Here is a 15,417-nt window from a genome sequence, read left to right as displayed (position 1 = left end):
TGATTAACCGGTTAATCAACCGGTAAGCAATTGCCATAACTCAGCCATTTTTCTATCCATTGTCCAGCCCGACACAGCCCTACTGTTTCGGGCTGGCTGATGTTCTGTCACTCCAGCTTGCTTATGACTGACGCCACCAAGACCCTCTGCCCTTACTGCGGTGTTGGCTGCGGCTTAGAGGTATTGCCCCCAGCCCGCCGTGGTCGACCGGTGCAACGCGATAGTCAGGGGTTTCCCCTCTGGCAGACCCGGGGCGATCGCAACCATCCCTCCAGCAAAGGGCAGGTCTGTGTCAAGGGGGCCACGGTGGGCGAGGCCCTCAATAAAGATCGGCTGAAACACCCGATGCTGCGCTCCTCCCTGGAGCAGCCCTTTCAGCAGGTGAGTTGGGACGAGGCCCTGACGGTGCTAACCGACAAGATCCAGACGGTGCGGCAGCAGTTGGGCCCCGAGGCGCTATGCATGTATGGGTCCGGTCAGTTTCAGACCGAGGATTACTACATTGCCCAAAAGCTGATGAAGGGCTGCCTGGGCAGCAATAACTTCGATGCCAATTCTCGTCTCTGCATGGCCTCGGCGGTGGCCGGCTACCTGCAGAGCTTTGGCTCCGATGGCCCTCCCTGTTGCTATGCCGACCTAGAACTGACAGACTGTGCCTTCATCATCGGCTCCAATACGGCGGAATGCCATCCCATCGTCTTCAATCGCCTGCGCAAGCACCACAAGAAGAATCGCCAGGTGAAATTAGTGGTGGTCGATCCCCGTCGCACCGAGACCGCCAAGGATGCCGATCTGCATTTAGCCATTAAGCCGGGCAGCGACATCACCCTGCTCAACGGCATGGCCCATTTGTTGCTGCGCTGGTGTAAGCTGGATGCCCTCTTCATCGAGGAATGCACCCATGGCTTTACCGACTACGCCGCCGTGGTTGAGCAGTATCCGCCCGAGAAGGTGGCCCAGGCGTGTGGCATCACGGTGCCAGAGCTAGAGACGGCCACCCGCTACTGGGCCGAGGCTGAGCGAGTGCTATCCCTGTGGTCCATGGGTTTAAACCAATCGGCCGAGGGCACGGCCAAGGTGCGGACGCTGATCAACCTACACTTAATGACCGGCCAAGTGGGGAAACCGGGAGCAGGGCCATTCTCCTTAACCGGCCAGCCCAATGCCATGGGAGGACGAGAAGCCGGCGGCCTAGCCCATCTGCTGCCGGGCTATCGCTCGGTGGCGAATCCTGAGCATCGTCAGGTGTTAGAACAGGCATGGCAGTTGCCAGCAGGCAGCATTGCGGCGGCACCAGGCTTAGATACCTGGGAAATGGTGCGGGCCCTAGAGCGAAATCAGGTGGGACTGTTGTGGGTAGCGGCCACCAACCCGGCGGTGAGTTTACCGGATCTAGAGCGGGCCCAGGCGGCGTTACGGCGCTCTCCCTTCACGGTGTATCAGGATGCCTACTACCCCACGGAGACAGCCGCCTATGCCCATCTGTTACTACCCGCGGCTCAGTGGGGCGAGAAGACCGGCGTCATGACTAACTCCGAGCGGGTGGTGACCTTGTGTCCGGCTTTCTGTCCGCCGGCAGCGGAGGCCCGCCCCGATTGGGAGATCTTCGCCGAAGTAGGGCGCCGCCTCGGCTTTACCGAACAGTTTGCCTTTCAGTCTGCGGCCGAGGTGTTTACCGAGTTCGTGCAGCTGACCCGGGGGCGGGTCTGTGACATGACCGGCCTCAGCCACGAGTGTCTGGCTCCAGGCCCCAAGCAATGGCCCTATCCCGCAGACGACCCCAGCCAGGCCATGGACAAGCGGCTATACACAGACTTGCGATTTCCCACCCCAGATGGCCGAGCCCGCTTCGCGTCCTTCCACAGCCGCGGCTTAGCAGAACCGCCCAGCCCAGAATTTCCTTTTGTGCTCACCACTGGGCGCCTCTATGGCCACTGGCACACCCAAACTCGCACCGGCCGCATCGAGAAGACCCGCACCATGTATGCTGAACCACTGCTGGAGATGAATCCCCGCGATGCCCAGGAACTGCGCCTGCAGTCGGGCCAGTGGGTAGAGGTGCGATCGCGTCGTGGCCAGGTGCGGGTAAAACTGCGAGTCACCCAGACCATTCGCCGCGGCACCGTCTTCTTGCCCATGCATTGGGGCGTCCTCTGGGCCACAGCAGCTGAGTGTAACGCCCTGACTCACCCAGAAGTCTGCCCCGTCTCCCTGGAACCGGAACTGAAAGCCTGTGCCGTGCATATCACACCAGTCTCGGATACGGTGACGGCCCCGATGCAGCAGGCGCATCCGGAAGCCATGCCAGTGGGGGCTTCACCACTGTAGGCGATGATGATGCCACTGGCGACAGTCATCACTGGCTACCCACTCGTAGGAAAGTTTTTCGCCAGCAGTATCAACACTGGGGAAGTCTGATTCAAGATCTATGGTGATGTCTGAGAAACCCGTTTTTTTTGCCTTTGAGGCCGACTTCGTCGAGTCGCTGCGCTGCATTCCCATGCAGGTGCGGTTCAAGCTCGATACCTGCGGCATCAAGCTCAAGCTCGATCAATGGCATCGCTTCGATGCCCAGGAGCGGTACAGCTTAGCCCAGTGGCCTTGTAGCACTGAGGCTGAGATCCAAACCTATCGCACCTACCTGCAGCAGCTGGTGCTGCAACACACCCAGACGCCGGCCAAAGATCTAGCAGTCGATCCAGAGCCGCCTTGGCATCAGCCGGGGGCAGTGCCGGTCCAGACCCAGGAACAGGCTCAGGCCCTGGGCATCACGATTCCGGTAGACAAATGGGCCAACCTTACCCCCTTGCAACGGTTTGCCCTCTACAAACTGAGTCGCCCCGGCCACGAAAATCGCAACTTTCTGCCGGCCCTGCAAGAATTTAAGCTGGCTGAGTAGATGGGAGGTTAGGTCATCTTGCCGGCATGCTTGCAGGCGATCGCATCTCTAGCAAAGCAAGATCCAACCGGCACATTAAAGAATCCAGCTGCCATTAAAGGTTGCAGCCAACCCATCACAGGATTGGCAGCCAGCTAGAGCCGCTTGATCATGATTCTGGGTCAGTCTCACAATGACCCAGATCTTCTCACTCAGCCATAAAACGCTCTCCAATGAGACAAGCTTATCTCAACGTGCCTTGATATACTGTAGTTATACAGACCTGTCTATACAAAGCTTCATGGCTCGTACGCAATCGTCCCGGTCCTCTGCACGCGATCGCATCTTGGCAACCGCCGCTGATCTTTTTTATCGAGAAGGGGTGCAGAACGTCGGCATCGATCGCATCATTGCCGAATCGGGGGTTGCCAAGATGTCCCTCTATAACCACTTCAAGTCAAAGGATGCCTTAATTGCCGCTTGGCTGCTGCAGCAGGACGAAGCCTGGCGCAGTTGGTTTCAGACTCGGGTGGAGCAATCGGCCACAGAGCCCCTCGATCGCCTATTGGCCATGTTCGATGTGCTGGAAGAATGGTTTAATCAGCCCGACTTTCGCGGCTGTGCCTTTCTCAATTCCACCGTCGAGCTGGTGGACCCCAACCATCCTGGCTATCAAGTTTCCATGCAGCATCAACAGCTCACCTTTGACTACATCCTGGGATTAGTCCAGGCGGCTAATTTATCCGATCCAGAAGGAATAACCCGACAGGTGATGATTATCATGGAAGGAACTGTAGTCATTGCTATGTTGCAGCATTGCTCAGGTATCGCCTGTTGCGGCAAGCAGATACTCTCTACTCTGTTAGAACACCAGTAAGCAACCGGGTCCACAAATTGCGTATCTATTAGCAGCAAGCTGGTCATACTATCATTGGCCTGCCCTTGATTTGAGCCTTTTGCATCATGCCTTCCCTACCCACAGAGCGTATCACAACGTCCAGTAAGACGCCTCTTCACTTTGGCCCCTTAGACCGGCGGAGCATCGTGGCAGATTTCAGGGGCGGCGAGATCAGTAAAACCTTCTGGGCTGGCGCTAGACGGGGGGACTGATCCTAAACATCCTCGATTGATGCCAAATGAGTCTCATTTAGACCTGTAGAGGGTTTTTGTTGGTTGGAACCTGCGATCGCAGCTTTGCCTGGCTACAGCTTCAGGCAAGAAATCGACCCTCAAACTGGCTACCGGGAACTGTGCATCAACCTCGCTAGACAGGAATTGCAGCAACCGGGCATGTAGCGGTTAACCCCGCGACCGTGTCGACGAGAAGATACCACGCCGCTCCTAGGCCTGGACCTCTCAGTAAGATAGTCGGCACAGGCCGACTTCGATTGTATAGCAGCGGTTTTAACCGCCCCGCATTAAAGTTTTGTCTTTTATTTTGGGTTCTTAGGGTTAGTCAATATGTCAAGTTTCAATCCCTAAGAAGGGTTTTTGTTGATTGGAACACGCCGGGGCGTTTTGCCAGATGCTGATCCAGTTGGTTTCAATCCCTAAGAAGGGTTGGTTCTATTGGGTTTATTATGCTAATGTAGCGAGCTATACAGGAAAAGACAATGCAACCCCTTCTAACCAAGCTTCTGAATTTGCCTGGGGTTGAAGTTGAAGATTACTACGACCTCGGTGACCAGCTGATTCTAGATGTTGAAGCTCAGACTGACCGAGCAACCTGTCCTCGCTGTCACCAAGACAGTCATCATGTTCATCAGAATCATCCCTATCTTGTGCGGGATCTAAGCATCAGTGACCGGACGGTGTTACTCAGAGTTAATCGACGGCAGTTCAAGTGTCTGACCTTCGGTAAACCCTTTAGTGAACCATTAAACTTTGTCGGGAAACGGCGGAAACATACCGATCGATTTTGCAAAGCCATGGTGCAGCAATTGATTCATAGCGATGCCCATAACGTCGCGATGAATAATGGATTGACAGATGAGGAGGTGGCCTCGATTGTCAAGTACATTGCAAAAAAGACCTAAAGGTCAATCCTCATGGGCTGCGCCGCCTCGGAATTGATGAGATTGCGTTGCGTAAGGGGCATGAAGATTATATTGTCGTATTTGTAGATTTAGACACACATAATCTGATTGGTTTAGCTCCTTCTCGCAAGCAGGTTGACATGCTGAGAGTGCTGGAAGGCTGGGGCCAATAGGTGTTAGAGCACATTCTTGAAGTCAGTATTGATTTGTCCGGAAACTACCGAAGTTTTGTGAATAAGTATCTTCCGAATGCTGATATTGTAGCGGACCGATTCCATATTATGAAGCTAGTTAACGATGAGTTAAATCGGACTCGGAATCAGCTCAAGAGAGAAGCGAATGCGGCTCCTGATACCCCTGAGAACAAGGTTGTAAGACAGGCACTTAAGCAGAGTAAATATGCGTTACTTAAACCGGAAGATAATTTGACAGAAGTGCAGCAAAATAAGCTTAATGAAATTAGAGATGCCTCTCCTAAATTAGCGGAAATGCATGGTCTGAAAGAACAGTTTAGAACTATCTTTGAAACGGCGAGTAAATGCAGGGCAATCGCATGTAAATCAGCTTGACATAATGCTCAGAATCCAGATCAGGATTTTATGAGTCATGCCAGTTTTAGATGCTGAAAACGTGATTCCAACCCCGTTGGAATAGTCTGAAGAGCTGCATGAGCTGGATTGTCGTGTCCTCCAATCGTTTGTGTCCCCTTATCAGGGCCGTTTCGCTGGCCTTAGCCAACGTCATGAGCAAGCAACACCTCGATGACAAAGTCATTGTCCATGGCAGCGCGATAGCGTTTCTGTTTGAGACTCTGCTTAGAGGGAGCCCGGTTGAGTAAATTCAGGGCCAAACGCCGTAAGAGGCCCATGTTTTCAGGACCATGACCGCTGCGAATCCGACTCGAGTCTTCCCGAAAGGTGACATCCAACACCCAGTGCAAGCTATTTTCGATGCCCCAATGGGAGCGGATCGCTTGGGCCAACACACTGGCCTCAGCTGGCAAACTGCTGATGTAGAGGCACACCTCATGGGTCGTCTTGTTCCACAATTGGCGGTCGCGCTGACCATCACAACGGTAGCCAGGCCGCTCCAGGTCTGGTGAGTGGGCAACTCGGGCACTTGACTCAGCGGCACCGCCCAGACCTGACGATGTTCAATGCGATGATGACCGGCTTCTGTGGTGCTACTGTAGCTATAATCCAGGGTTGCCCACTGAGTGCGCTCCGCCTCCTGAAAGAAGGTCTTCACCGCGTGGTGGAGGGTCCCTTGATTGCCTTTCAGTGCCAGGATGTAGTCCCCTCCTTGCTCCCGGATCTGGGCAGCACTCTCCCGTTGCGTGCCCATGGCATCCAGGGTGATAATCGCACCGTCGAGATCCAGCAGGTTGAGCAATTCGGGAATAGCGGTAATCTCATTCGAGGTGCTTTCGACGCGGTGTTGCGCCAGCACCAGATGATGCTCTGAGGCCCAGGCACTGACGGTCTGCAAGGCTCTCAACGACCTCTCTCGGTCATAGGACCCCCGCGCCGTTTTCCCGTCGAGATGAATCAGGTTAATCTCCAACTGCTCCGTGAGCTGCTGCACCCAACTCAAGAAGCTCTCCTGCAACTGCTGGGGGTCTACTAGGGCTAAGACCCTGGAGAAGGTATCATGCGAGGGAATGCCATTCGGCAACGCCAAAAACGTCTCCAGCCACGATTGCTTGGCTTTGCCATAGGTTGCAACGGCCACCATGTCATTGGCTCCTGAGAGCACCGCCAGAATCGCGATGGCCACAATATCGACGAGCAAGTGCTCGGGCTGCCGTTTCACCCGAGGATCTTCGAGAGCCTCAAACCGCTCAATAAAGCTCTGTCGCAGCTTTTGGGCGGTCGCTGATGGGGCAGAAGCCACTGAGGGAGCAAATCCTTTGGACATGAGAAGGCCGGGGTCGAGAGTAGAACAGTAGAGAGGCTTGCAGTCTCGCGGATACCAGGTGACCTGTCTAGCCCTAGACACCTGGGTTGACAAACTATTCTGTCAAGTACGATTGATACAAAATAAGTGCGATTGCCCTGCGAGTAAATGGTCGGAGGCTCTGTTTGAATTGCTTGACTGGATGGTCGATGCTGAAACATACTTCAATGGTAGTGTAGGTACCCTTTGTCGATGGTTTGGCGAGGTCCTAAACTATTTCGAAAATGGTACAACAAACGGCATTGTGGAAGGTATCAATAATCGATTAAAGCTCATTAAGCGACTTGGATTTGGGTTCAGTAACTTTGATAATTTTGAACTCAGATGTCTAATTTGTTGGAATATTGATATGAACTTGGCATAGCTTAGCCAATAGAGCCGAAGGATTTTTGTTGATTGGAACACCCTATGAGTACGGATACAGGGGCGGAATCATTCAGGTTTCAATCCCTAAGAAGGGTTTTTGTTGATTGGAACCTCCGTCGATTCGGGCAAGACAAGGGGCTCTCGCTAAATTCTGCAAAAACCATATTAGGTCAAGTCAGCGAGCTAGATGTTGCTAAGAAAGTTGATGAATTAAAAGCTGATTTACTGAAAATTAGACGAACAATTTTCGAAACTTCTGGAGGAGTTACTTTTGAAGAGGAAGAATATTATGAGAAATTAACATCTGAACAAGTTGAATACTTACTAAATCTTTTAAAGGAGGCAGACATTGATGAATCGGATGCAGAATTGGTTTTAGCATTACTGCGAGATCATGGAACTGATGTTTTGTCGCGAATGAATGTTTTTCTGGAACGATTCCCGAGTTTGAGTAAGAGTATCTACCATTTCTCAAAGTATGTAGACGATAGAGAATCTCTTGCTAGCTTGATATTAAATTTTATTAGGGCAGGCGAGAACATCACTGAAGATCAGTTGTTTTGGATGGGCAAACTCTCGGAAGATTATCTAGCTGACACTTCTGAATATTCAAGCATTTTGCTTGAGCTTTACGAACATCCAAATGCAACTCTAATATCTCGGGCCAAGATTTTAGAGATTCCAGAACAAAGATTTGGCATGATTGAATTGAGGGAAGAACATCTTCGCACTGGTAAATCAGATTGGCTTGCGTGGTCAGCCGCAGTAGGTACACGTGGAGCAACTGCAATTAGTAGGAACCATACTTTAACTTATTTCTCGAAAGCAAGTCCTATGAATAAAATCATTGGTGATTGTATTCGAAGCTTGCCTTAACGCCTAACACGTCACGGCAGCGGACGGACGAAATCCGCTAGTGCTGAGTTTTAGGTTGCTTGCCGCCGCTGCGTTTTGCCGTTATGCTGCTGCAAAAATCAAAGCGGCCACGTAGCAAAGTAGGCTATGCAAGTGAAAAGGTAGTTTTATCGATTTCATCAGAACCCTACATGCAGGCAAATATGCAAACTGTATAGACCTTTGACACTACCCATAGAGCTTTGGTTGTCATTTTGCCGACAGAACGCTTATACTACTTGAAGGCAATGGAAACACAAGTTCTAGTGAGCCCCACAACTACTTACTAGGAAAATTTAGGCTATTTGCCTGACACAAATCGTCAAAGATGCCTTGAAGGTTAGAGAAGTAGGAACACAAGACAAAAACATAAGACGAGGATCTATTCGTGGCTGTGGAACATGCTGAGATCGGTTTTGCTTATTTACTGAAGGCAATAGCGCTATCTCCTGACGGTCGAGCATCTTCGGGATTGCCATTAAGGGAGACTGAACATGCTTTAGATCATTTTGCCGTTGCCGCTTTCAAACAAGGTGTTCATCCACCTGGCAATTGGTCTGAGCTTGTTCGGGAAGTCATTAATGAGCCTTACTGTGAGTGGCCCAGTTACTTACAAGGTGATTTATTAGAACCTACTGATCGGCTAATACAGTTTGGCAAGATACCGGATCAAACTATTAAGGTGAGCGCTTGGGTTAGCGAACTTGCAGACGATGAAGACTATGTAGCTCTACGCAACAGTCCTGACGAGATAGAGGAAAATCAATTTTTTAATGAGATGCGGTCTTATTGTCAGTCTCAAGAAGATCCACAGAGGTTATATGTTGAGTTGCGGCGTTATCTTGTTTCGTCCGTGAGTAAGACAGAGGACGAAATGATTGATTTCCTGAGTGGTAAGCCCAAAGAGTTGAGGGGATTAATAGATAAAGCATATTACATAGCCGATACGGCTCCAAGTGATTTTGCCTGTAAGCAGTGTGGAGCGCCTTCGATTGATTGTAAACCTCATCCTCAGTGCCGTGACTGTATTTCAATGCAGTCGATCGAGGTTAGGAAATATGAATCAGGGGAAAAAGTTTTACGGGGGCGTATCGCCTCAGCTTTTTACTTTCGTAGTGCAATTGATGTGAACTTATTTGAGGAGTTTAAGAGAACATTGTCCACTTGCGAATTGTGGCCCAACCTTGACCTTGATGGAGATGTTTCTGTGAAGTTCCCGAACGGAGATTATTGGATCTTTGATTGCAAGGATTACCTTTATCCGCGCTCCTTAATTCGCAAAGTCAGTAAGGAGCGATTTACTAGGGATTGCGATCGCTTCATATATGTTATCCCTGACCGGGTTGGTGAAGTTTATCTACAGCAAGCGAGAGATGCTTTACCGAATCACAATTTTCTGTTTTTTAATCGAGCGATCGCAAGTGTAAAAGATAAGGTTAGGAGGATACGTAGTGCCAGGACGTGATTTATCAAAACTAGAGTCAGTCATTGAGGTTTTTGCTGATGAAGAGGTTATTGAATCACCTCGATTAACGGCAAAGCTAGAGGCTTGTCTTTGGGCATTTCATCACCTTTACCCCAATGAACCGATTGACTTATTACGGTTTGTAGTATCTGGGAATGTTCATCAAATTGACGCTACCAAGCCAACTCAACTGCACCGAAGTTTGCAAGTCATTGGTGGCCCTTTCCTTACCTGGGAGTACGCTCGCCGTAGTGTGTTAAGCCCTTACTTTGAGCTACCTGAAAGAGTTCGAGGCTTCAGCATAAAAGATGACTCTGTGCATCTGCAACTTGGAGAATGCCAAATTGAGCAAAATTCTCAAGCAATCTTGCCAGGACGCTTTGATATTTACAAGGATTGCATGAGTAAACCTATTCCTCTAAAAGAGACTCACGTTAAGCGTCGAGGAAATGGCATATATCTACTAAGAAGCTACAAGCATGATGATGGTCAACTTGAGCGTATTGAGATTGAAGGATTTCCGCTATGAACTTGATTCAAATCCCTCCCCAGCGTAGTGCAAATCCTGAACTAAGTGTGACGTTTGACCAGTTGATAAATTTCACTGGTGAATTGGTCAGTCAGCAAAGGCTACCCAAGTACTACCTTGAAGAACTGCATAATCTAAAACTCTCACAATTTCCTAAAATGGGTGAGACCGAAACGCTCACTTTTAATCAGGTAGTTGCTTTACATGGTCCTGCTGGTACAGGTAAGTCTATTCTGATTCGACTGGTGACTCTATACTTCGCTAATAAGTCATCTTACAGAATAGCAATTATTTCTCCTACTATCACCACAGCTTTAAGCACAGCACAAAAGCTGTGGCCTTATCTCTCTCACGGAAAACAAGATATTGCCGTCATTGTTGGGCGAAGTAACCGCAACCGATATCGTAAGGATTTCCTTGAAACTCCAGAATCTTCTAATCTTGAGCATATTGGACATGATGTCTTAGATTACTCATGTGCTTTGGCTGGGCTCAGTGAACATGTAGACCGTGAAAATCCGCCATGTCTCGATCTCAAGTATCGTTCAGAACGAGGAGAACCTAATTGTCACTGCCCGTTTATTGATAATTGCTCACGGCACCGTCAGGAACAAAACTTGGCGCAATCTTCAGTTTTGATCACAACTCCAGAGGGTGCTTTATTATCTAATATCCAACTCGCTAACCAGCCCATGCCTGTGTTGGAGTATATTACTAAAACGTTTAATATCTGTTTTATTGATGAGGCTGATTCTGCTCAGCAAAGAATCCAGAGCCGACTTTCTCCTGATAAGGATTTGAGGGAGTGGCTTGAAGAGGTGAGCAGCTATCAAGACGTGATTCGCAGGAAAAGGTCGCGAAATCTTAAACGATTATCAGTGGCAGGTTTAAATAACGATTTGAATCAAGCGAGCACTATCTTTGATTGGTTGATCGGTTATTTGTCACGACGACCTGAAGCTTGTACAAGCCTTGAAAAAATGTCATTTTTTAACGCGACTTTTTTACAGCTTAATTGGATTAAGAAGACTCACGAATTTATCAAAGAAATTCAATCTGGTTGGAGTAATGAAGATTATCAGGCAATCAAAGAGCAGCTATTTCCTCTGTTGAAAAAGGGAGTTAAGTCTACATCGGATGATCCTTTCTCAATTGCAACTAGCCAGATTTTCTATGAAGAGGATTTTGATGGAAGCCCAAATAATATAATTGCAGTGAAGCTGTCCCAAGCATTATCCCAGTACAAATCATTTCAAAGCTTAGAGGAAGCTGAGCAAAGACTTTTTGTTGATTACTTTCTGATTATTTTAGCCGTCAATGCGCTCTTAGTTTTGCTGCATGATGCTGATCGCGGGTTGACCGCTAGCGAAATGGCAATCTCAATTAAGAGAGATGCTCCCCAACCTGCTCTTAGCAGTAACCCAAAATATTTGGAAAATATTTTTCCTCGTTTAATCACAGGGCGAGCTGCCGGACTGGTTTTAGATCGTGGCATTAATCATGATGATCTTAACCTCTTGTATTTCTCACTATTGTTTAGTGGGCCTGACCTGGTCGCTAACTTGAGTAAGCTGTATGAACTTGACGACTACGCGGGATGCCACTTTGTCCTCGCAACAGCAACGGGATGGTTACCTGATGGCCGCTCGATTTATCACTTACGCACAGATGGTTATCTCTTACAGCGGCAAGACCGACAACATGGGCAAATTAGTCTGCACTATCATCCGTTTTATAAGTCTGACGGTAACCCAATCTTTGTGAGTGGACTTGAAACTGAAGACAAGCTTGCAGCAATCTCTGAAATTACTAAGCGACTCTTTGAGGGGGGATCTGCCTCGATCGTTGAGCAAGACTTACAACAATATCCTGAAGCCCGACGGCGGGCACTTCTGACGACTAACTCAAAAACTCAATGCTGGGCCGTATGGGAAGCACTTGAATTTCTGGGACAGGGTGATCGCTGTAAAGTTCTAGTTGGAGATAATGATAACTTAGACAGCTTTGATCCCCGGAAGAGAGCCGCTTGTCTTCGTCGTCGTCACGCTGAGCGCTTTGCCACTATTCCCGGTGTTGATGTCCTGATTGCTTATTTTCAGGGTGTGAGTCGTGATATTAATATTGTTCCGCCCGGTAGTCGCGAGGCTGCGTTTTGTGCCCTTTACTCGTTGGTTAGACCACACGCTCATCCAACTGACCTACAAATTTCTATTGAGCTGTTTTTGGTTTCACTTTTTGAAACTGATCAACGGTTACCTGACATCTTGGCTCGTCGAGCTAAGCTTTTAGCCGAAAAAGATCCACCTCAACGATTTAATCTACTTGATCAATGCCGATATTATGCACGAATCGCAGATCGGCTAATTGATCAAGCTTTCAAACGTCAGATACGTTATCTTCCCCAAGCTTCCAAGAGCTTTATGAATAATATTCTCTTAAATCGGTGGTGGGTTGAGGATATTGGGCAACTATGGCCTCGCATCATGAGAGGGCAGGTTGATGCAACAGTACGGCTGTGTGATGCAGCTTATTCTTCTTATCTTGGCGATGCGATTGACCGAGCAAAACAATTGCAAAAAGATCCTAAAGCAGTATTCCTTTGGTCACAGGGCATTCAAGCACTTCTCAATGTTAAGGGTTTCTGATCATGAAAATCTCACTCAAAGCTGCGGCCTTGCAGCTTAACCCCAACCAATTGCGTGATAGTTACTACAGTTTGACTTTTCCTGCTGACCTCAAGCAGATCTTACTTGTTGACTACTCACGAGATCGCTCACAGCGAGGCAATCATCCAATCAGCTTGCCAGGATATCAATTCAAAGCTCTAGTTAATGCCTCAATCCCTCAAGTTGTTTGTGCCGATGGTCGCTTGCCTACTGACAAGCCTTTCCTTTTCTGCCTTGAACATGTCCCTGAAGAACGAGTTAAGCGATTGCTTAAGCATTGGGTGAGAGAGACCTTTACACTTCCTAAGAAACGCGGACAAAAATCAGCAGTCGAGCAAGATATTACAGCATCATTGGCGGCTATCGAACAGGCTTCATTTAGATGGCAGGAACATCAGCTTTCACCAGAAGACTGGGAGCTTTCCGTCAATAGTACTGCGCAACCACGAGATTCTTGCTTATTTGAAATAATTCCGAGTATTGTAGTTTCACAAATCGTAAAAAGTAATCTCAGTTTTCCTGAGTTTAGTTCTCAATTCCAATCAATTAAATTTCTTCCTGCTTTAGAAATCGCAAGCTCCTTATTTCAAAAACCTCAATTTTGTATTACGGATGTTTTTTATTCCAAAAAAGGTAACCCTTACTCCTTCATGATTCATCCACGATTGCTTCAGATTCCGGGGCAACCTCAAATATATTTACCCCTCGACTTTGGGGTGCGTCGTTATCTTTCTAAGCCTTACACCCGCAAAAAACTGCCTGAATCTTTTAGCGTGATGATTTATACTCCTAATGGAGTTTGTACTGCAAAAATCAATGAAGTTCGATGCTGGGAAAACAACTTAGCTGAACTTCTTAGTAAATTTGACTATGATTCTGTTCCTAGTGCAGATGAGCTTTTAAGTAATCCACTTGGTTGGTCTAATCCTGATTTAAAGCTGCGTTTTTTGGTTGTCAATCGTGAGGGGCGTGAAAAATTTCAGGATGTTACAGCGGGGGTTACACCTAACGATTTAGCTCACTTATTCGACACAATCGCACCAATATTACAACCTGGCTTTGAATACTTTGAACCTAAGATTATTGACAAAGGCAATTCTAAATTTTCAAAACTCCGACCCTCTTCCTGTCCTGATTTAATCCATTATGTTGATTTTCAGGATATAGGCAAAGCACTTGAACATGAAGCTAAAAAGCTTAAATTCAACCTCATTAAGGAAACCGATCCAGGGCTGGTTGAAATGTGTAATCCAATACCTGTAACACCTGAAGATAATTGGCAGCAACGTAACCAGGATCGTGACCAGGTAATAGCAGAACGAGTTAAAGCACTCCCTGAGCGTTGCAACGAGACAAAAGTACTCATTCTTCCGATTTATCCTGAGAATTATTTCAAACAAAGACCGCAAGAGGATCCATATAATTCACTTGAGGAGTTTTTGCCAGATCGTAACTTGCTTATAAAGAGATTGACAGTCCCGACAGGTGAAGATGAAGTTGAGGAAATATCGCACAAGTGTAAAGCAACCTTGCTCACCATGAAATGCCGCTTGGGCTATCATGATGGGTTAATCCCTGAAGCCCTCAAAGCCTACGAACTTCCTCTAGACTTGCAAACAATCGGCATTCACTTGCACAAGCTCTCTAATGGAAATTACTTGCCTGTTGCTGTAAAGTTGGACGCGAAAGGAATATTAACAGGTCGCACTGCGATCAGCACTTGGCAACCTTTACGTGAATTTATTCCTTACGTTCAAGCTGCAACTACCATTGAAGGTTGCAAAGGATTAAAGCTGAAAAATCTTACCTCCAGTTTTTTTAGGGAGCTTGCAGATTCAACCATCTCGACATTAATTCTACCCTACTCAAATAATACGAGACAGGCTCTCAATGGATTGTATGATTCTAAATTTGGGGCGGACGGCACAATTTCTTTACTTAACCAAAATGGCGAGTTAGAGCTGTTTAAACTACCAAATAATTGTCGAGTGATCCGATGTCGTGATGGTGGAGAACTGCCACAGGCGACACTTTGGAATAACGATAAAAATCAGCCTGCACGAGGTAGAGCGATTGCTCAATTTGGTGATAATTCATATCTCCTAATTCGCCCTAAAGCTAGTACTGATCAAAGCAACTCTCAAGAGTCAATGCTGCGACCGTACGAGCATAGATCCGGCAAGGTTATTCAGCCTAAAACGAAAACCACTGCCAAGAAAATTACATTGGTTGAGGCAAATCCACTCCTACAACCTAATGATAAAACTCTTCATTGGCTAGGTTATCTTCAGTATCTACAGCGGATTGCTCCACAATATGACAATTTTCTGCATCTCCCTCTAGTACTCCATATCCCTAGCGCTTTTCTTTAGTCTTAAAGCCATGTCGTCAGGTAGGTCAGCGCAGCATAACAACTCGTTGGTGCGGACGGAACAAAGGTTATCGGTAGGATACCAAAGTTATCTGCCGGCATGCCGATACAGGCGACACACTAATGGGGTGAAAGTCCCCTGACCCTAATTGTTCGTTCAAGGGTCTAGCCAATGTATGCCTCCGGCACGCTTCGCGAACGAGTTGAGGGAGTGATTCCTGGGCTTAAGTGAGCAGCGGCAAACCAACGGGCCGCA

10 protein-coding genes and 2 pseudogenes are annotated in these 15,417 nt (G+C 48.0%); 11 read left to right on the top strand and 1 reads right to left on the bottom strand.

Going from position 1 to position 15,417, the window contains the following annotated elements:
* Positions 1 to 123: 123 nt before the first annotated feature.
* The 5 genes and pseudogenes from XM38_RS14895 (at position 124) to XM38_RS14870 (ending at position 5,483) form a co-directional block, all read left to right on the top strand.
* A complete protein-coding gene (locus XM38_RS14895; RefSeq protein ID WP_080807034.1) occupies positions 124 to 2,328 on the top strand; it encodes a molybdopterin oxidoreductase family protein in 2,205 nt (734 codons plus the stop codon).
* Positions 2,329 to 2,434: 106 nt separating this feature from the next.
* A complete protein-coding gene (locus XM38_RS14890; protein ID WP_088431699.1) occupies positions 2,435 to 2,899 on the top strand; it encodes a nitrate reductase associated protein in 465 nt (154 codons plus the stop codon).
* Positions 2,900 to 3,179: 280 nt separating this feature from the next.
* Positions 3,180 to 3,755: a TetR/AcrR family transcriptional regulator gene (locus XM38_RS14885; RefSeq protein ID WP_088430261.1), complete on the top strand. Its 576-nt coding sequence runs from the start codon at positions 3,180 to 3,182 to the stop codon at positions 3,753 to 3,755.
* A 736-nt stretch (positions 3,756 to 4,491) separates the two neighbouring features.
* Positions 4,492 to 4,914, top strand: a complete 423-nt coding sequence (locus XM38_RS14880) for a transposase family protein (RefSeq protein ID WP_080807030.1) — start codon at positions 4,492 to 4,494, stop codon at positions 4,912 to 4,914.
* Between the two features lie 17 nt (positions 4,915 to 4,931).
* Positions 4,932 to 5,483: pseudogene (locus XM38_RS14870) on the top strand (ISL3 family transposase).
* Between the two features lie 161 nt (positions 5,484 to 5,644).
* Here XM38_RS14870 and XM38_RS14865 read toward each other — a convergent pair.
* Positions 5,645 to 6,831: pseudogene (locus XM38_RS14865) on the bottom strand (ISAs1 family transposase).
* 58 nt (positions 6,832 to 6,889) lie between these two features.
* On the opposite strand from XM38_RS14865, the gene XM38_RS14860 reads away from it, so the two are divergent.
* The 6 genes from XM38_RS14860 to XM38_RS14835 all read left to right on the top strand — a co-directional run bounded on the left by XM38_RS14860 (position 6,890) and on the right by XM38_RS14835 (position 15,162).
* The gene (locus tag XM38_RS14860) at positions 6,890 to 7,234 is read left to right on the top strand and encodes a transposase (RefSeq protein ID WP_088430259.1); all 345 of its coding nucleotides are present in this window, start codon (positions 6,890 to 6,892) and stop codon (positions 7,232 to 7,234) included.
* 44 nt (positions 7,235 to 7,278) lie between these two features.
* Positions 7,279 to 8,112 (top strand): ATP:cob(I)alamin adenosyltransferase, encoded by an 834-nt coding sequence (locus tag XM38_RS14855; protein WP_080807025.1) that lies wholly within the window; start codon positions 7,279 to 7,281, stop codon positions 8,110 to 8,112.
* A 406-nt stretch (positions 8,113 to 8,518) separates the two neighbouring features.
* A complete protein-coding gene (locus XM38_RS14850) occupies positions 8,519 to 9,595 on the top strand; it encodes a restriction endonuclease-related protein (RefSeq protein WP_080807023.1) in 1,077 nt (358 codons plus the stop codon).
* Positions 9,582 to 10,124, top strand: a complete 543-nt coding sequence (locus XM38_RS14845; protein WP_080807021.1) for a pPIWI_RE_Z domain-containing protein — start codon at positions 9,582 to 9,584, stop codon at positions 10,122 to 10,124. Before XM38_RS14850 ends, XM38_RS14845 begins: the two co-directional genes overlap by 14 nt.
* Positions 10,121 to 12,769 carry a DEAD/DEAH box helicase family protein gene (locus XM38_RS14840; RefSeq protein ID WP_080807020.1) on the top strand — a complete coding sequence of 883 codons (2,649 nt, stop codon included), beginning with the start codon at positions 10,121 to 10,123 and terminating at the stop codon, positions 12,767 to 12,769. The genes XM38_RS14845 and XM38_RS14840 overlap by 4 nt, the downstream gene beginning before the upstream one ends.
* Positions 12,770 to 12,771: 2 nt before the next feature.
* Positions 12,772 to 15,162 (top strand): pPIWI_RE module domain-containing protein, encoded by a 2,391-nt coding sequence (locus tag XM38_RS14835; protein ID WP_080810188.1) that lies wholly within the window; start codon positions 12,772 to 12,774, stop codon positions 15,160 to 15,162.
* Positions 15,163 to 15,417: the final 255 nt, after the last annotated feature.

It is taken from the genome of Halomicronema hongdechloris C2206, from assembly GCF_002075285.3.
GTDB classification, from domain to species: Bacteria; Cyanobacteriota; Cyanobacteriia; order Phormidesmidales; family Phormidesmidaceae; genus Halomicronema_B; species Halomicronema_B hongdechloris.
Note: the sequence above shows the minus strand (reverse complement) of the source record. Positions and strands in the feature narration are given on the sequence as shown.